Annotated in this window: 15 protein-coding genes; all 15 read left to right on the top strand. The window is 37.7% G+C overall.

Translation table 11 applies throughout. The features are described from left to right. Positions 1-4 precede the first annotated feature (4 nt). The 15 genes from rplA to CQ022_RS11930 all read left to right on the top strand — a co-directional run bounded on the left by rplA (position 5) and on the right by CQ022_RS11930 (position 19372). Positions 5-697, top strand: a complete 693-nt coding sequence (gene rplA / locus CQ022_RS12000) for a 50S ribosomal protein L1 (protein WP_047099699.1) — start codon at positions 5-7, stop codon at positions 695-697. A 17-nt stretch (positions 698-714) separates the two neighbouring features. Continuing rightward, positions 715-1311, top strand: coding sequence for a 50S ribosomal protein L10 (gene rplJ / locus CQ022_RS11995; RefSeq protein WP_105681608.1), 597 nt, complete (start codon positions 715-717; stop codon positions 1309-1311). Positions 1312-1357: 46 nt separating this feature from the next. Further along, on the top strand, positions 1358-1726 hold the full coding sequence (gene rplL, locus CQ022_RS11990) for a 50S ribosomal protein L7/L12 (protein WP_076781873.1): 369 nt from the start codon (positions 1358-1360) through the stop codon (positions 1724-1726). Between the two features lie 371 nt (positions 1727-2097). Further along, positions 2098-2496, top strand: a complete 399-nt coding sequence (locus CQ022_RS11985) for a hypothetical protein (RefSeq protein WP_123864426.1) — start codon at positions 2098-2100, stop codon at positions 2494-2496. Between the two features lie 132 nt (positions 2497-2628). Continuing rightward, on the top strand, positions 2629-3765 hold the full coding sequence (locus CQ022_RS11980; RefSeq protein ID WP_105681606.1) for a hypothetical protein: 1137 nt from the start codon (positions 2629-2631) through the stop codon (positions 3763-3765). Between the two features lie 30 nt (positions 3766-3795). Then, on the top strand, positions 3796-6393 hold the full coding sequence (locus tag CQ022_RS11975) for a T9SS type A sorting domain-containing protein (RefSeq protein ID WP_105681605.1): 2598 nt from the start codon (positions 3796-3798) through the stop codon (positions 6391-6393). A 440-nt stretch (positions 6394-6833) separates the two neighbouring features. Then, complete coding sequence (rpoB, locus tag CQ022_RS11970; protein WP_105681604.1) at positions 6834-10655, top strand: DNA-directed RNA polymerase subunit beta; 3822 nt, start codon at positions 6834-6836, stop codon at positions 10653-10655. Between the two features lie 84 nt (positions 10656-10739). Further along, the gene (gene rpoC, locus CQ022_RS11965) at positions 10740-15005 is read left to right on the top strand and encodes a DNA-directed RNA polymerase subunit beta' (protein WP_105681603.1); all 4266 of its coding nucleotides are present in this window, start codon (positions 10740-10742) and stop codon (positions 15003-15005) included. A gap of 87 nt (positions 15006-15092) precedes the next feature. After that, positions 15093-15398 (top strand): DUF3467 domain-containing protein, encoded by a 306-nt coding sequence (locus tag CQ022_RS11960; protein WP_002976436.1) that lies wholly within the window; start codon positions 15093-15095, stop codon positions 15396-15398. 180 nt (positions 15399-15578) lie between these two features. Then, complete coding sequence (locus CQ022_RS11955) at positions 15579-16229, top strand: Crp/Fnr family transcriptional regulator (protein WP_105681602.1); 651 nt, start codon at positions 15579-15581, stop codon at positions 16227-16229. Positions 16230-16354: 125 nt separating this feature from the next. Further along, positions 16355-17197 (top strand): DUF5777 family beta-barrel protein, encoded by an 843-nt coding sequence (locus CQ022_RS11950; protein ID WP_105681601.1) that lies wholly within the window; start codon positions 16355-16357, stop codon positions 17195-17197. Position 17198: 1 nt separating this feature from the next. Beyond that, the gene (locus tag CQ022_RS11945) at positions 17199-17546 is read left to right on the top strand and encodes a hypothetical protein (RefSeq protein ID WP_228421548.1); all 348 of its coding nucleotides are present in this window, start codon (positions 17199-17201) and stop codon (positions 17544-17546) included. An 11-nt stretch (positions 17547-17557) separates the two neighbouring features. Beyond that, the gene (locus tag CQ022_RS11940) at positions 17558-18103 is read left to right on the top strand and encodes a YceI family protein (protein ID WP_105681599.1); all 546 of its coding nucleotides are present in this window, start codon (positions 17558-17560) and stop codon (positions 18101-18103) included. Continuing rightward, positions 18100-18624, top strand: a complete 525-nt coding sequence (locus CQ022_RS11935; RefSeq protein ID WP_105681598.1) for an ankyrin repeat domain-containing protein — start codon at positions 18100-18102, stop codon at positions 18622-18624. Before CQ022_RS11940 ends, CQ022_RS11935 begins: the two co-directional genes overlap by 4 nt. Before the next feature lies 1 nt (position 18625). Then, positions 18626-19372, top strand: a complete 747-nt coding sequence (locus tag CQ022_RS11930; protein ID WP_105681597.1) for a T9SS type A sorting domain-containing protein — start codon at positions 18626-18628, stop codon at positions 19370-19372. The last annotated feature ends 145 nt before the right edge of the window (positions 19373-19517 follow it).

Below are 19517 nucleotides of genomic sequence, written 5' to 3'. Positions count from 1 at the left end.
AGAAATGGCAAAATTAACTAAAAAGCAAAAGGAAGCTTTAAGCAAAGTAGAAAAAGGAAGAATCTATAACCTTGAAGAAGGTTCAGCTCTTGTAAAAGAAGTGAACACTACAAAGTTTGATGCTTCAGTAGATATCGCTGTAAGATTAGGTGTAGACCCAAGAAAAGCAAACCAAATGGTAAGAGGTGTTGTATCTCTTCCTCACGGTACTGGTAAAGATGTTAAAGTATTAGCTCTTGTAACTCCAGATAAAGAAGCAGAAGCTAAAGCTGCTGGTGCTGACTATGTAGGTTTAGACGAATATTTACAAAAAATCAAAGAAGGTTGGACAGATGTTGACGTTATCGTTACTATGCCAGCTGTAATGGGTAAATTAGGTCCATTAGGTAGAGTATTAGGTCCAAGAGGTTTAATGCCAAACCCTAAATCAGGAACTGTAACAATGGAAATTGGTAAAGCAGTAACTGAAGTGAAAGCAGGTAAAATTGATTTCAAAGTAGACAAGTATGGTATCATCCACGCTGGTATTGGTAAAGTATCTTTCGATGCTGCTAAGATCAAAGAAAATGCGCAGGAATTGATCTCTACATTGATCAAAATGAAGCCAACTGCTGCTAAAGGAACTTATGTAAAAAGCATTTATTTGTCTTCTACAATGAGCCCAGGTATTGCAATTGATACAAAATCTGTTAACTAATATTTAATCCTAAGACAATGACAAAAGACCAAAAAGTTGTAGCAATACAAGAGATCAAAGACTTGCTTCAGGATGCAAAAGTAGTATACGTAGCAGATCTAAATGGTTTGAACGCTGCTAAATCTTCAGATTTCAGAAGACAGGCTTTCAAGCAAAATATCAAAGTGAAAGTGGTGAAAAATACACTTTTACAAAAAGCAATGGAGCAGATTGAAGGAGTAGATTACTCTGAAATGTTTGAAACTTTCAAAGGTAACTCTGCTTTAATGATTGCTGAGACAGCTAACGCTCCTGCAAAATTAATCAAAGATTTTAGAAAGAAAGACGAGAAGCCGGCTTTGAAGTCTGCTTTCGTACAAGAAACTTTCTATGTTGGTGACAACAACCTTGATACTCTAGTAAGCATCAAGTCTAGAGAAGAAATGATCGGTGAAATCATCGGATTACTTCAGTCTCCAATTCAAAGAGTTGTTTCTGCTCTTCAAAACAAATCTGAAACTGTAGAAGCTCAAGCTGAAGAAGCTGCTGCTCCTGTGGTAGAAGAAACTCCTGCTGCTGAAGCTCCAGAAGCTCCTGCTGCAGAAAGCACTGACGAAACGCCAGCTGCTGAATAATTACTCTCAAAAAATTAAATAAATAATCAACAAAAACATTACAACAATGTCAGATTTAAAAAATTTAGCTGAAACGCTAGTAAACCTAACTGTAAAAGACGTAAACGAATTAGCTGCTATCCTTAAGGATGAGTACGGAATTGAGCCAGCTGCTGCTGCTGTAGTAGTTGCTGCAGGTGGTGCAGGTGAAGCTGCTGAAGAAAAGACTGAATTCGACGTAATTCTTAAGTCTGCAGGTGCTTCTAAATTAGCTATCGTTAAATTAGTAAAAGATTTAACTGGTGCTGGTCTTAAAGAAGCTAAAGATATCGTAGATGGTGCTCCTGCTCCAATCAAGCAAGGTGTTTCTAAAGACGAAGCTGAAGCTCTTAAGAAGCAATTAGAAGAAGCTGGTGCTGAAGTAGAATTGAAATAATTTCAATTTTATTATAAATATAGAAGCCCGGGCATTTGCCCGGGCTTTTTTTGTATGTAAGTCTTTGTAAATCCATGTCTTATTTCATAATTGTATTTTAATATTGTTACCTCTTGTTTGTGTATATTTTATTATGATTGATTATTTTTTAAAAATTAACATAATATTTTACGTTAATTCAATACTTTGTTTATTTTATGTGAATTTTTATTAATAAAATATTGTTTTGATTGAAAAAATACTATATTTGTATCGAAAAAAACACAACATAATTGGATAGAAATTACTTTCTTTCCTACGGCCACAAGATTACTCTTTTGTTGCTTTTGGCGGCTGTAGGAAAAATAAACACTAAGTTTATATCTGTTAAGATGATAAAACCTGAGTTATCATACCGTACAGATATTAATAACTACCTGCAGCCCTACTTAGCTGATGTTTCAATTCATTTGTGTGCTGAAACAGAAAATCATTCGACAGCTATCAGTAAATTGGCTGTCTATCAAAAGGAAACTTATGTATTCTATGACAAAGATTCCCAATATAATCTTTGTTTCTTTAACAACACCCATCTTCATATATCTTTCCCCGCCAACATAAAACTTGTTGCCCTATCAAATACATGGAGTCATTCATACCGGAACTATAAAGAGAATATTTTTCTGGCATTTAAAGAAGTTAAAAAGTTCTACAGTAATTCCATTAAACTTGTAGACGGTTTTAAGTTTATCATAAAGATTCCTGATAAACCAATCCATTCCCTTATCTGATACTATTTCTTACAATTTTAAACGCTTTCTTACAGTACAATCTGTTATTTCATTTAGTATTTAAATGAGAACGCCCGAAAACTGCCCTTTCAAAAAAACACATACACATAAAAACAGCAAACATCATTACAAATGAAAAACAAATTATTAACCATCGCTCTTTTATCAATCGGTTTGTCCACATTCGCTCAGGTAGGGATTAATACCACTCAGGCTCAGGCAACCTTTGATATCGTAGGATCACCTTCCAATACTAGTAAGTTTGACGGGGTTATTGCTCCAAGGCTTACAGGGGTACAATTAAAAGCTAAAAATTATACGACAGCTCAAACAGGAGCCATAGTATATGTTTCATCAGCTGAAACTGCACCTACAGGACAAACTGTGGATGTCGTTTCTCCGGGTTACTATTATTTTGACGGTGTCAAATGGAATAGCTTAAGCGGAAGCTGGCGAACAGTAGGAAACACCGGAACAACAGCAACAACTGCTGCCTTAGGAACAGACATTGGGAGTGGAAATTACTTAGGAACAAATGACGCTCAGAACTTAGTCCTGGCTACCCAGAAAAATGTAAAAGGAATTCTGGATATAAACGGAACTCTACAGGGAGGTAATTCTAATTCTGCCACAGGTCCTTATGCTTCAGTTACTTGGGGTTCAAATAATACCCTTACAAACAGTACCTCTTCAAATGTGGCACTGGGAAAAGACAATATAGTCTCTGCGCAAGGGAATTTTCCGGCTGTAGCCATTGGATTAAGCAATACAGCGAATAATGGTGCTAAAGTAATAGGAAATAGTAACAGTGCAACAGGAGCCAATAATTTAGTCTTTGGAAACCTGAATACAGTAACAGGATTGACGGGGCTGACTGTTGGGAATAATCATACAAATAATGGCGGAATTGCCATTGGGAGTGGAAACACAACATCAACAAACAATGTAGCTGTCGGTTCTGCCAATACAGCAAGCGGTACAGAAGCTTTTGCGATAGGTTTTTCGGGACAGGCAGCTGCGGGACAAATGGTTTATGCCAACAAAGTACACGTTTTCTTCAATAAAGGAAATGGAACAGATACCATATTAGGAATCAATATGACTCCTACTGCAGCAACTTCTACAGGTGCTGCGATTCAGATGAAAGGAATTGCTTCCGGTGCTAATGCTACGTGTACTACGGCTGAGGAAGGTGCAATCCGCTATAATACAACGGCTAAAGTACATGAAGGCTGTAATGGTAGCAATTGGAAAGCCCTTTACAATTAATAAAAAACACAAACCTTAAAAAAATAAAAAATGACCAGAAAATTATTCGAAAAGCTAGCTGCAATGCTCATGACATTGATGATGTCTGCGGTACTATTTGCACAGCTGGGCTATGAACCAATCCGAGGAATGGGTGTGGAGGCAAAGCCTGTCAACAATTCAGGGATTTGTCTTGCGTGCTATAACGGAAGTATGAATCCTGTAGTAGATGCCAGTCTTGATAACAGTGTAAGTATGGGAAATTTCGCTTCCCTGTTAAGTGGAAACGGAATATCTGTAAAAAATAAAAATACAACATATCCTGCGGGATATATTACCGGATTCAATGTAGATCTGGGAACAAGTTTTATTACGGTGGATCTTTTGAGCTCTTTGAGGATCAGTACCTATAAAAATGGAGTTCTTCAGGAAACAACTACCAGCAGTACACTTTTGTCGGTACCTGCATTCGGGGGAAGCAAAAACAGAATATTCCTGCACTTCAAGACTTCAAAAGAATTTGATGAAGTGAGGTTATACCAGACCAATGTTCTTTCTGTATTCAGCGCTATGAATGTATATTATGCATTTGCATTTGATCCTACAGAAGTGCCAACGGATAATAATGGTATTTGTGATGACATTATTGCCGGAAGTGGTGTGGATGGAAATGTATCCGGAAGCAGCAGTTTCCTGGCTCCGCTTTCTTATGTTCAGAATAAAGAAAGAATTGGAGATGGAAATAAAAACTCTTATGGATCAATCGTATTGCCGATAGGGTTGCTAGGATCTTATTCAATAGGAGTTCTCGATAAAAATCAGGTATATCCTGCGGGGAACAGAACCGGTTTTGTAATAGAACCTGATGATCAGGGAAAACTTCTAAGTGCTGAGTTTTTAAAAAATATTACCATAGAAACGTATCTTTTCGGTCAGCTTCAGGATTCAAAACAACTGTCTGACGGAGGAGGTCTGATTAATATTAAAGTGTTGGGGTATGGTTCAGGAAAACAGAAAGTTACATTAACCAGTACTAAACCTTTCAATGAAGTAAGGTTGAAAATCACCCAAACACTAGGGTTTAATTTAGGAGCGATGAAAGTATATTATGCTTTTGAAGAACCTGTCTCTTGTGATTGTGATGATAAAATCCAGACAAGCGGTTCTGCTGTACCTGGGAATTTGGTTACAGGTGCTGCATGGACATCAGGTCCGGGTTTCCTTGGCCTTATTTTAGCTAAAATGATCAATCCGGAAGCGATTGTAGATAATAATCCATCCAATTATGCAACAGCTACGGTTCCGGCCGCGTCTATATTCAGTCTCTTCTCTGCCTTTGCAACAGTAAGTAGTAATTCAGTACTTCCTGTCAATACAATGGCTGGATTTACGGTAGAAAAAGCAGGAAATCTTCTTGGAGTAAGTGTTCTGGAAAATATCACCGTGACATTGTATAACGGAAATACTTTGACTGATACCTTTACAAGTTCGGGAAGCCTTATCAGTGGAAACTTCTTCACTACAAACTCAAATAAATTCTATGTTGGAGGAAAGGCTACAAAACCTTTCAACCGTATCAAGATTACGTTCAATAGCGGAACAGCGATTCGTATCCCTCAAAATTATTATATCTATAATGCTTTTGCGAGCAGAGATGATGATAATGATGGTGTTCCGAACTGTTTTGATCAGTGTCAGGGAGGAGATGACAGCATAGATCACAACGGAAATGGAATTCCTGATTGTGCTGAGGGCTGTACGGCGGTAAATGACAAATCTCCTGCACTGGATACAGATGGAGATGGTATTGTAGATGCCTGTGATTTGGATTCTGATAATGACGGGATTCCGGATGCGGTAGAGGATTTTGATAACAATGGAAAATTTCAGGATGATGATAATGAAGGAGATATTCTTTTGACACCAGTGTTAGGAGATTCTGTTCCTAATTATCTTGATTTGGATTCCGATAACGACGGTATCTTAGATTTATTTGAATCTGGAATTCCAACATCTGTAATCAATCAGATTGATGCAGATCGAAACGGCGTTATTGATGCGAATGTTCCGGTAGGTAAAAACGGAATTGCAGATATTCTGGAAACGTCACCTGACTCAGGTGTACTGAAATATCCAATCAAAAATACAGATGGTGATGATAAACCTGACTTCCTGGATATTACGTCCAATGGTTCAGATCCGGACCTTTATCAGATCGGAAAAGCAAACCTTGATACGTTAGGAGGAGGATTTATCTCTACGATAAACGATAAAGATAAAGACGGAATTCAGGCTGTGGTAGATACAGATCTTGTGAAAAGAGGATCTCCGGGTTCACCACTTTCACCTTATGCTTCGTTGTTGAAAAATGCATCCAACACCAGTGCTAAGATCACTACTGCTGAAATCACTGAAGCAGCCAATGATGTGAAAGTGTATCCAAACCCGGTAAAAGCAGGGGAAATCCTTAGCATTACATCAGCGGAAGAAGGAACGTATGCTTTATTCTCAGCACAGGGTCAGGTTGTTAAGACAGGTAAATTCAATGCCGGTACTGGTATCGATACCTCTTCACTTCCAACAGGGCTGTATATGATAAAAATAGAAACTAAATCGAAAATAAAATCTTATAAGGTTATTGTGAAATAATCATAAGATTAGCTTGTGTTGTGGAGGGACTGCTCATTTTGGGCAGTCTCTCTTATTTTAAAAGTCTCAAAATGAGAGGATTTATTTGTTATTGTGGATAACTTTTTGTATCTTTGCCCCTCTTTTGGCGCGAAAAATTGTTTGTAAATTTATAAAATACTGAAAATCAGCTCTTTCATTGTGTAAAACATGAAGGGGATTTCGTGTATATAGATATTGCGGTAATATAGCCTCAAAAGTAATAAAAATATTTTGCATTACGCTGTGAAAAGATATACCAGTGTTGCAGTTAGAAAGAGCCAAGTACAGCGTTAAAAGAGTTCTAAGGTCCTTCGTGAGCGCCAAAAACACTTTTACCTTTTGCTTTTACCTTGTTTCTTGTTCTTTTCTGATATTTTTTAATGAATCAAAATATTTTTTAACCCTTTCTTAAAAGTTTTATGAGTAAAACAAAATCAACAACTCAAGGAAATCCGAGAATTAATTTCTCATCAGCGAAAGGAAAAATTATCACTCCAGACTTTTTGGATATCCAAATCGAGTCTTTCAGAGAATTTTTCCAGCTTGATACACTTCCTGAAGCCAGAAAGACAGAAGCTCTTTACAAGACTTTCCAAGAGAATTTCCCAATTACGGATTCAAGAAACCAATTCGTATTAGAATTCTTAGACTATCTGGTAGATTCTCCACGTTATTCAATTGATGAGTGTGTGGAAAGAGGACTTACTTATTCAGTTCCTCTAAAAGCTAGACTTAAATTGTATTGTACTGACCCGGAACACGAAGATTTCCAAACTGTGGTTCAGGATGTATATTTAGGTCCGGTTCCTTATATGACGCCAAGTGGTTCTTTCATCATCAATGGTGCTGAAAGAGTTATCGTTACGCAGCTTCACCGTTCACCTGGTGTATTCTTCGGACAGACTTACCACGCGAACGGGACCAAACTTTACTATTCAAGAATTATCCCTTTCAAAGGATCTTGGATGGAATTTACAACAGATATCAACAGCGTAATGTACGCGTATATCGACCGTAAGAAAAAATTACCATTAACAACTTTATTAAGAGCTATCGGATACGAATCTGATAAAGATATCCTTCAAATCTTCGACCTTGCTGAAGAAGTGAAAGTTTCTAAAGCTGCCCTTAAAAAAGTGGAAGGGAGAACATTGGCTGCGAGAGTATTGAACACTTGGTTCGAAGATTTCGTAGACGAAGATACAGGTGAAGTAGTTTCTATCGAAAGAAACGAGATCATCTTGGATAGAGAAACAATCCTTGAAAAAGAACACTTAGATCTTATCCTGGATGCTGGAGTGAAATCTATCTTGATTCACAAAGAAAACAGCAACGAATTCTCAATCATTCAGAATACATTACAAAAAGACCCTACTAACTCTGAAAAAGAAGCGGTAGAGTATATTTATCGTCAGTTAAGAAACGCAGATCCACCAGATGAGGAAACGGCAAGAGGAATCATTGAAAAATTATTCTTCTCTGAGCAGAGATACTCTTTAGGTGAAGTAGGACGTTACAGACTAAACAAAAAGTTAAGCCTAAACATCCCAACTACAACTGAAGTTCTTACTAAGGAAGATATCATTGCAATCGTAAGACACTTAATTGAGTTAGTAAACTCAAAAACGGATGTGGATGATATTGACCACTTATCAAACAGAAGAATTAAAACTGTTGGTGAGCAATTAGCAGGACAGTTCGGTGTAGGTCTTTCAAGAATTGCAAGAACAATCAAGGAAAGAATGAACGTTAGAGATAACGAAATCTTTACTCCGCTTGATCTTGTAAATGCTAAGACATTAACATCTGTAATCAACTCATTCTTCGGTACCAACCAGCTATCTCAGTTCATGGACCAAACCAACCCTCTATCAGAGATCACTCACAAGAGAAGATTATCTGCACTAGGGCCTGGTGGTTTATCAAGAGAAAGAGCAGGTTTCGAGGTTCGTGACGTTCACCATACTCACTACGGAAGAATTTGTCCGATTGAAACTCCGGAAGGACCAAACATCGGTTTGATTTCATCTCTAGGGATCTATGCAAAAATCAACAACCTAGGTTTCATTGAAACTCCATATAGAAAAGTAGACGGTGGTAAGATTGATCTTAACGCTGATCCTATTTACTTAAATGCAGAAGACGAAGAAGACAAAGTAATTGCTCAGGCAAACGTTGAATTGAGCGATAACGGTGATTTCTTAACAGACAGAATTATTGCAAGATTAGATGGTGACTACCCGGTAGTTGAACCAGCTCAGGTGAACCTTATCGATGTGGCACCAAACCAGATTTCTGGTATTTCCGCTTCATTAATTCCATTCTTGGAACATGATGATGCGAACCGTGCATTGATGGGATCTAACATGATGCGTCAGGCCGTTCCTCTATTGAAGCCACAGGCTCCAATCGTGGGTACAGGGCTTGAGCAACAAGTTGCAAGAGATTCAAGAATCTTAATTAATGCTGAAGGTACAGGTACTGTAGAGTATGTAGATGCTGACAAGATTACCATCAAATATGAAAGAAGCGAAGACGAAGATTTAGTACAATTTGAGTCTGCTACTAAAACATACAAACTGACTAAGTTCAGAAAAACTAACCAGAGTACAACAATTACCCTAAGACCAAACGTAAGAGTAGGTGATGTAGTGGAGAAAGGACAGGTACTTTGCGACGGTTATGCTACTGAAAAAGGAGAATTAGCTCTTGGTAGAAACTTAGTGGTAGCGTTCATGCCTTGGAAAGGATACAACTTTGAGGATGCAATCGTAATCAACGAAAAAGTTGTACGTGAAGACTGGTTTACTTCAATCCACGTAGATGAGTACTCTCTTGAAGTTCGTGATACCAAACTAGGTATGGAAGAGCTTACAGCAGATATTCCAAACGTATCTGAAGAAGCTACTAAAGATCTTGACGAGAACGGTATGATCAGAATCGGTGCTGAAGTGAAGCCTGGAGATATCATGATTGGTAAAATTACTCCAAAAGGTGAATCTGATCCGACTCCTGAAGAAAAACTTCTTAGAGCAATCTTCGGTGATAAAGCTGGTGATGTGAAGGATGCTTCATTGAAAGCTGACTCTTCATTAAGAGGAGTTGTTATCAACAAGAAATTGTTCTCTAGAAACATTAAAGACAAAAAGAAAAGAACTGAAGAAAAACTTAGACTTGAAGAAATTGAAAACACTTACAAGGCTAAATTTGATGAGTTGAGAAATACTTTAATTGAAAAATTAAATACACTGGTAAGCGGTAAAACTTCTCAAGGGGTACAAAATGACCTTGACGAAGAAATCATCGGTAAAGGTGTGAAATTCACTCACAAGTTATTAACTTCAGTTGAAGATTATGTAAATGTTAGCGGTGCAGACTGGACAGTAGACGCTGATAAAAATGAATTGATCAAACAATTAATTCACAATTACAAAATCAAATATAACGACATCCAGGGAGTTAAAAACCGTGAGAAATTTGCAATTTCAATCGGAGATGAGCTTCCGGCAGGTATCATGAAGTTGGCTAAAGTTTACATCGCTAAGAAACGTAAACTGAATGTAGGAGATAAGATGGCAGGACGTCACGGTAACAAAGGTATCGTTTCAAGAATCGTTCGTGAAGAAGATATGCCATTCCTGGAAGATGGAACACCAGTAGATATCGTATTGAATCCACTAGGGGTACCTTCCCGTATGAACATCGGTCAGATCTACGAAACCGTTCTTGGATGGGCTGGTAGAAAATTAGGATTGAAGTTCGCTACACCAATCTTCGATGGAGCAAGTCTTGATCAGATTACTGAGTATACTGAGAAAGCAGGTCTTCCTAAATTCGGTCACACTCACCTTTATGATGGTGGTACCGGAGAAAGATTTACTCAGGCTGCAACAGTAGGTATCATTTATATGTTGAAACTAGGACACATGGTAGATGATAAGATGCACGCACGTTCTATTGGTCCTTACTCATTGATTACTCAGCAGCCGTTAGGAGGTAAAGCTCAGTTCGGAGGTCAGAGATTCGGAGAGATGGAGGTTTGGGCACTTGAAGCATTCGGTGCATCTAACATCCTGAGAGAGATCTTGACTGTGAAGTCGGATGACGTGATTGGTAGAGCAAAAACTTATGAAGCCATTGCGAAAGGTGAATCTATGCCTGAACCAGGTATTCCAGAATCATTCAACGTATTACTTCACGAGTTACAAGGTCTTGGATTAGACGTAAGACTAGAGGAATAATTTTAAATTTTAAATTATAAATGTTGAATGGCAGCATTCAAAAATTAATCTAAAATCTAAAATCTAAAATTTAAAATCTAACAAATGTCAAATAAAAATAAATCAAGTAGATTTAATAAAATAACCATCGGTTTAGCTTCACCGGAGTCTATTTTGCAAGACTCAAGAGGAGAGGTTCTAAAACCGGAAACTATTAACTACAGAACTCACAAGCCTGAAAGAGACGGGCTATTCTGTGAGAAAATCTTTGGTCCTGTAAAGGATTACGAATGTGCTTGTGGTAAATACAAGAGAATTCGTTACAAAGGGATTGTGTGTGACCGTTGTGGAGTAGAAGTTACTGAGAAAAAAGTAAGAAGAGAGAGAATCGGGCACATCAACCTTGTAGTTCCAATTGCACACATCTGGTATTTCCGTTCATTACCAAACAAAATCGGATACCTTTTAGGAATTCCTTCTAAGAAATTAGACATGATCATCTACTACGAAAGATATGTAGTGATTCAGCAGGGTATTGCTAAAAAATTAGACGGTTCTGATTTTGAAAATATGGAATTCCTTACAGAAGAAGAGTACCTTGATATCATGGAAACTCTTCCTGTAGAAAACCAGTATCTTGATGATTCTGATCCAAACAAATTCATCGCCAGAATGGGTGCTGAAGCTGTTGAAGATCTATTAAAAAGAATTGATCTTGATGCATTGTCTTTCGACTTGAGACACAAAGCTCACAACGAAGGTTCAAAACAAAGAAGAACTGAAGCGCTGAAAAGATTGAACGTTGTAGAAGCATTAAGAGGTGCTAATACAAGAATGATCAACAGACCAGAGTGGATGATCATGCGTGTACTTCCTGTTATCCCACCAGAATTAAGACCATTAGTTCCATTGGATGGAGGACGTTTCGCAACTTCTGACTTGAATGACCTTTATAGAAGAGTTATTATCAGAAATAACCGTTTGAAAAGATTATTGGAGATCAAAGCTCCTGAAGTAATCTTAAGAAACGAGAAGCGTATGCTTCAGGAATCAGTAGATTCATTATTCGATAACACAAGAAAATCTTCTGCAGTAAAATCTGAATCAAACAGACCATTGAAATCACTTTCTGATTCATTGAAGGGTAAACAAGGTCGTTTCCGTCAGAACCTACTAGGGAAAAGGGTTGACTACTCTGCGCGTTCGGTAATTGTTGTAGGTCCAAACTTACAGCTTCACGAATGTGGTATTCCTAAAGATATGGCAGCTGAACTTTACAAACCATTCATCATTAGAAAACTAATTGAAAGAGGTATTGTAAAAACAGTAAAATCTGCAAAGAGAATTATCGACAGAAAAGAACCAGTAGTTTATGATATCCTTGAAAACGTGATGAAAGGTCACCCTGTTCTATTGAACAGAGCACCTACTCTTCACAGATTGGGTATTCAGGCTTTCCAACCTAAGATGATCGAAGGTAAAGCAATCCAGCTACACCCGTTAGTAACTACGGCCTTCAATGCCGATTTCGATGGTGACCAGATGGCAGTACACTTGCCGTTAGGACCAGAAGCAATCCTTGAAGCTCAGTTATTGATGTTAGGTTCTCAAAACATCTTGAACCCTGCAAACGGTTCTCCAATTACAGTACCATCTCAGGACATGGTTCTTGGTCTTTATTTCATGACTAAAGAATTAAGCTCTACTGAGACGATGAAAGTAAAAGGAGAAGGTCTTGCATTCTATTCTCCTGAAGAAGCGGAAATCGCTTATGCTGAAGGTAGAGTATCTTTAAATGCTAAAGTAAGATGTAGACTGCCTATCAAAGAAGATGGTGAAATCGTTACAAGATTGATCGAAACTTCTGTAGGTAGAATCCTATTCAACCAGATTGTACCTAAGCAGGTAGGATATATCAATGAGCTTCTTACGAAGAAATCATTGAGAAACGTTATCGGTAAGATCCTTGCTGATACAGATTTCCCTACAACTGTGAAGTTCCTGGATGCCATGAAAGACTTAGGGTATTCAAACGCATTCAAAGGAGGTCTTTCTTTCTCACTAGGAGATATTGTAGTTCCTGTTGAGAAAAAACAGATGATTGCTACTTCTATTGAAACTGTAGACGAAATTAGAGCTAACTATAACATGGGTCTAATTACAGATACAGAACGTTATAACCAGGTAATTGACGTTTGGACAAATACCAACGCTGGATTAACTGAAATGATCATGAGCAGAATGAAAGTTGACCAAGGTGGATTTAACTCTGTATACATGATGCTTGACTCTGGAGCGAGGGGTTCTAAAGAACAGATCCGTCAGTTATCAGGGATGAGAGGTTTGATGGCAAAACCGCAAAAAGCCGGATCTACCGGAGCGGAGATCATCGAAAACCCGATCCTTGCAAACTTTAAGGAAGGTCTTTCGATTCTAGAGTACTTTATCTCTACCCACGGTGCTCGTAAGGGTCTTGCGGATACCGCTCTTAAGACAGCCGATGCTGGTTACTTAACGAGAAGATTGGTAGACGTTGCACAGGATGTTATCGTTACAGAAGACGACTGTGGAACACTGAGAGGTACAGAAGTTACTGCACTTAAGAAAAATGACGAGATCGTTGAAAGAATTTCTGAAAGAATCTTAGGTAGAGTATCCCTTCATAATATCTATGATCCGGAATCTGACGAGCTTATTGCGAGTGCAGATCAGGTAATCATCGAAGAATTAGCTAAGAGAATTGAAGAAGCAGGATTAGAAGCTGTTGAAGTTCGTTCACCATTAACTTGTGAAGCTAAGAAAGGTATCTGTGCAAAATGTTATGGTAGAAACCTGGCAACAGGTAAAGTAATTCACATGGGTGAAGCGGTAGGTGTAATTGCAGCACAGTCAATTGGGGAACCAGGTACTCAGCTTACGTTGAGAACTTTCCACCAAGGGGGTACTGCAGGAAACGTATCAGAAAACCCATCTATCGTTGCAAGAAGAGATGGTATCGTTGAAATGGACGAAGTAAGAACAATTACTTCTGAAGATGAAAACGGTAATACCGCTGAGGTTGTAGTTTCTCGTTCAACAGAATTCAGATTAGTTGCTGATAATGAGTCAAGAACTCCATTAATGGTAGCTAACGTACCTTACGGATCTATATTATCTGTGAAACCAGGTGATAAAGTGAAGAAAGGAGATACAATCTGTAGATGGGATCCATATAACGCGGTTATCATTGCTGAAACTTCAGGTAAGGTAGAATACGAGGATATTATCCAGGGTATTTCATTCCAGCTTGAAATTGACGAACAAACAGGATTTGAAGAGAAAGTAATCTCTGAATCTAGAAATAAGAAAGCCGTACCTACCTTGAAAGTGGTAGACTCTAAAGGTATTGAGCAAAAAGCTTACAACTTACCGGTAGGAGCCCACTTAATGGTTAACGATGGTGAAAAAATTAAGGCGGGTAAAGTCTTAATCAAGATCCCAAGAAAATCTGCAAAAGCAGGGGATATCACCGGAGGTCTTCCGAGAGTTACCGAATTATTCGAAGCAAGAAACCCTTCAAACCCAGCGGTTGTTACTGAAATCGACGGGGTAGTTTCTTACGGAAAAATCAAGAGAGGTAACCGTGAACTTATTGTTGAGGCTAAAACTGGAGAAAGAAAAATCTATTTGGTAAAACTTTCTAACCAGATTCTTGTTCAGGAGAATGACTTCGTAAGAGCTGGTTCTCCGCTTTCTGACGGTTCTATTACACCGGAAGATATCTTAAGAATTAAAGGTCCAACAGCTGTTCAGGAATACTTAGTAAACGAAATTCAGGAAGTTTACCGTCTACAGGGGGTAAAAATCGACGACAAGCACTTCGAAATTATCGTAAGACAGATGATGACGAAAGTATCTATCGTTGATGGAGGTGATACTCAGTTCCTGGAAGGAGCTCTTGAGCACAAGTATGATTTCTTGGAAGAAAACAACAGAGTATTCGGTCTTAAAGTAGTTGTAGATGCTGGTGATTCTAAAGAATTCAGCCCAGGTCAGATGATTAATGCAAGAGAATTAAGAGACGAAAACTCTAAATTAAGACGTGAAGATCAAAACTTGGTAGAAGTAAGAGAAGCTCTTCCTGCTACAGCAACACCTGTATTACAAGGTATTACCAGAGCAGCCCTTCAGACTAAGTCATTCATGTCTGCAGCATCGTTCCAGGAAACAACTAAGGTTCTTAACGAAGCAGCAGTTGCTGGTAAGGTTGATAATCTTGGAGGTCTTAAAGAAAATGTAATTGTAGGACACAGAATCCCTGCAGGTACAGGTCTTAAAGAGTACCAGAACGTTATTGTTGGTTCTAAGAAAGAATTCGAAGACCTTAACTAAAATTAATGATTTGAAATTTGGGATTTGAAATTATTTTTATATTTTCACAATCTCAAATTTCGAATTTTAAAAACATAATTTATAACAATGGACAACAATCAAAATCCACAAGACGGAAACATCAACATCGAATTAAACGAAATGGTAGCTGCTGGTATCTATGCTAACCTAGCTTTAGTAAACCACTCTCCATCTGAATTTGTAGTAGACTTTATTCAGTTGATGCCAGGTGTTCAGCAAGCGAAAGTAAGATCAAGAGTAATTCTTGCTCCACTTCACGCTAAAAGAGTATTAAACGCTCTTCAACAGAACATCGCTAACTACGAGCAGCAGTTCGGAGAAATCAAAGAAGTTGAGCCTTTCGTATTAGGAGGAAACAACGTTCAAGCGTAAGATTTCTTTTACAATAATATAAAGAATGCCCTGGAAAACCAGGGCATTTTTTTATTCTACACTCTAGTAAAGAAGATTAAAATCTGTTTAATTGTTAATTTTCTTTAATAAAGTAAAAATATATAGTAACGATATAGCAATTTTATATCTTTGTTTAAGAAAAATCAGAAAATATAAGATATGATTGATAACTCGTTCGCTGTAAGTAAATTTGGCTTTCTGGGCACTGATTTTTTATCCGAGCTCGAAAAGCATGCTGTTGCCATTGATATAAAAGCAAAAACTGAAATCATAAGAGAAGGGCAGAAGAATAAGTTTGTCCCTTTCTTAATAAAAGGATCTATCAAGGTTTTTACCCTTAATGATGGAAGAGAGCTCATCTACTATTATATTAAGCCTAAAGATAGTTGTCTTATGACCTTTTCTTCTATTTTGACGGATTATATCAGCAGAGTATATGCCGTAGCAGAAGAAGACTCAAAAGCTATTCTCGTCCCTGTTTCCATAATGCATGAATGGCTGATTAAATTTCCGGAAATCAATAAACTGTTTTATCATGAATATGACCGCAGATTTTCAGAAGTCATGAATATGGTAAATGATGCCGTTTTTCACAGGCTTGACAAGAGAGTGCTGAACTATATTAAACAGCAGATTTCCACCACAGGAAGCAACCCTATTAAGATCACCCATCGTGAAATTGCCAACAGTTTGGGAACTTCCAGAGAAGTGGTGAGCAGAGTTTTGAAAAAAATTGAAAGCGAAGGTGAAATCGTTCAGACCAAAGAAGGAATAAAAGTTCCTGTAAATGAAAATGTTAGGATGATCTAATTTTATTTGTTTGAATTGTTTATTTCTATCATTGATAAAAACAATTTGAGTGGTGACTTTTATCACCTATTTTTGAATTGAGAACTCGATAAGTTTGTCATATCATAATTTAATTCAAATTGTATATGACAAAAACTCTCTTATTTTTGTCAGTATTTTCTTCAGGTCTTGTCTTTGCACAGGAAGATCTGTTGAAAGATATTGACACGGTGAAAACCAACACAGAAACCTCACAACCCGCCTTCAAAGCTCTTCAGATTGTTACAGGACAATCTACAAAACTGGCTGCCAAAAAAGAATGGTACATTATCGTTGCCCACAGATTTGGAGATATAAGCGCAGGATTTAAAGACTTTTTTGGTCTGGATCATGCTTCTACCAAACTAGGTGTTATCTACGGTATCTCAGATGCAGTATCTGTAAGCCTTTCCAGAGAAACGAATATGAAAACGTTTGAAGGAGCAGTGAAATACCGACTGGTAAAACAAAGTGAAAACTTTCCGGTGGATATTGTGGGGTACAATGTAATGGGTGCCAATACTGAACTGGATAAAGATACGTATCCACACCTGAAATTCAGTGACAGGCTTTCTTATCTTACTCAGGCATTAATCTCAAGAAGGTTCAGTGATAAGCTTTCCGTACAGCTTACCCCTTCCTTCGTTCACAAAAATCTTTACGAACCTACTATTGAAAACAAAAACCAGTTTCTGGCAGGTTTGGGAGGACGCTACAAAATCTCAAAAAGAGTTTCTCTGAATGCAGAATATTTTGTGAATTTTGACGATCACAGTTTTTATAAAAATCCTTTATCATTAGGGGTGGATATAGAAACAGGAGGACACGTGTTCCAGCTTTTACTAACAAACTCCCAGATAAATTCAGATATCGGATATCTTACCAATGCCACAGGAGCATGGGGAAAGGGACATATTTTCTTTGGGTTTAATCTTTATAGAGTTTTTTAATATGAAAAAGCTAACATCCTTATTGATATCGTCATCAGCAATCATACTGATGGCTTGTGACAGCAGAACTTATGAAGAGATTTCTGACAACACACCAATCACTGCTCCGGTAAAATATACAGCAGATGTAAAACCGATTGTAGATAACAGCTGCATAGGCTGTCATTCTGCAGGAAGCTTTAAACCTTTAGTTACTTATGATCAGGTCAAAAATAATATAGACGGAATTCTGGACCGTATCCAAAGACCTAACGGTGATCCCGGAAAAATGCCACAGGGAGGATCTTTGTCTGCTACCCAGATTAATATTTTCATCAAGTGGAAAGCTGACGGATTAAATGAAAATTAAAAAAAATTGATATGAAAAAATTAGCATTATTAAGCGTATTACTCTTTTCTGCAGGGTACGCTTCAGCACAAAAATACAGTTCTAAAACAGGGAAAGTGACTTTTGAAGCTTCGGTTCCTTTGTTTGATGATATTTTTGCCCAGGATGATAACAATGTGGTGATTCTCAATGCAGACAATGGTGAGATGGCATCAGTTTCAACCGTTAAAAACTTTCATTTTAAAACAAAATTAATGGAAGAGCATTTCAATGAAAGCTATGCAGAATCTGCAAAATATCCGAAAACAACTTTCAAAGGGAAAATAGTCAACTTTGATAAAACAAAACTTACGGCAAGTCCTCAGAAATATACCGTTCAGGGAACGTTAAACTTTCACGGTGTAGACAAAGCTGTTGCTTCTGCAGCCACTCTATATGCAAAAGACGGAAAAATCTATATGCAGGGCGGATTTATGGCCAGACCTGCTGATTATAAAGTGACCATTCCTAAAATGGTGACTAAGAAAGTGGCTGAAAATGTTAACATCGAATACAACTACGTAATGGTAAAACAATGAGAAATGTAATCTTAATTTTAGGACTATTTCTGGGCTCATTGATATCTGCTCAGGAAAAAATAAAATCAATATTTGATATTGCCAGAAGCGGAACCGTAACTGAAGTTCAGGAGTTGATGAAACAAAATCCGGATATCATTAATCAAACGAATGAGAACGGATTTTCACCCCTTATTTTAGCATGTTACAGAGGAAATACAGGCGTTGCAGATTTTCTGATTGATAACGTAAAAGATGTAAACTACAAAAGCCGCGAAGGAACAGCACTTGCCGGTCTTGCTATTAAATACAACAAAGACCTGGTAGAACACTTGTTAAAGAAAAAAGCAGATCCCAATATTGCAGATGCTACGGGATACACTCCTTTATTCTGGGCGGTAAAATCAGGAAATAAAGAAATGATAGAGCAGCTGCTTAGATATAAAGCTGATAAAACAAAAAAAGATTCAATGGGAATGACTCCTTTTGAATATGCATTGCAAACCAACAACAAAGAAATTATTAACCTTTTTAAAAATTGATATGAAAAAAACTTTACTAGTACTTAGTTTAGCTCTTGCTAATTTTGCATGGGCACAGTTTTCGTCAGGCGTTGTAAATCTACCCAGTACAGCTATGACGGTGAAATTAGATACGACTCCAACCGGAGTAACGATTACGGTAACAGGGGACAGCAACTCTATGTTGGGAATAGGTTTTGGAACTGTAGGAATGGCTCCAGGATCAGATGGGTTTATTTATAATACATCGGCGAACAGAGATTATACATTTATTGGGATGACAACACCTAATGCAGATGCTTCTCAGGACTGGACGGAAACTTCCAATACCATTTCCGGAAGCACAAGAACTGTAGTGGCAACAAGATCCCTTTCAGGTGGGTCAGGAGATTTTGCGATTGCCAATGCTGCCGGAACAATCAATATCTTTTATTCCCGTAAAAGTACCGGAACTTCTTTAGGATATCATGATGCAGGAAGAGGATATGCTTCTTTAACCATGACAGCAGCAAGTTTATCTACTAACGAAATTGCTTCCAATAGCAAGAAGGTAAATCTTTACCCGAACCCGGCGAAATCAACGGTAAACTTCAAAAACTTTGATAAAATTAGAAGTGTTGATATCTATGAAGCAACCGGAAGAAAGATAAAATCCGTAAAACCGGAGGGTGAAAGTATCAATGTTGAAGATCTGAAATCAGGAAGCTATTATCTTGAAATTCAACTTAAAGATGGAACTACATCTTACGAAAAACTGATTAAAGAATAATTTTTAGAAAAAGCACACCTAAATATTTAGCAATGATGCCTCTGATTTTTCAGAGGTGTCATTTTTTATTAAAGTAACAATTCCAGACAGATTGGCCTAAAATTCATATATTTGTGTAGATCCCGATTTTTAATAAAAGGCCGTC

The organism is Chryseobacterium culicis (assembly GCF_002979755.1).
GTDB classification, from domain to species: Bacteria; Bacteroidota; Bacteroidia; order Flavobacteriales; family Weeksellaceae; genus Chryseobacterium; species Chryseobacterium culicis_A.
The sequence above is the reverse complement of the archived record's forward strand: the minus strand, read 5'-3'. Positions and strand labels throughout refer to the sequence as shown.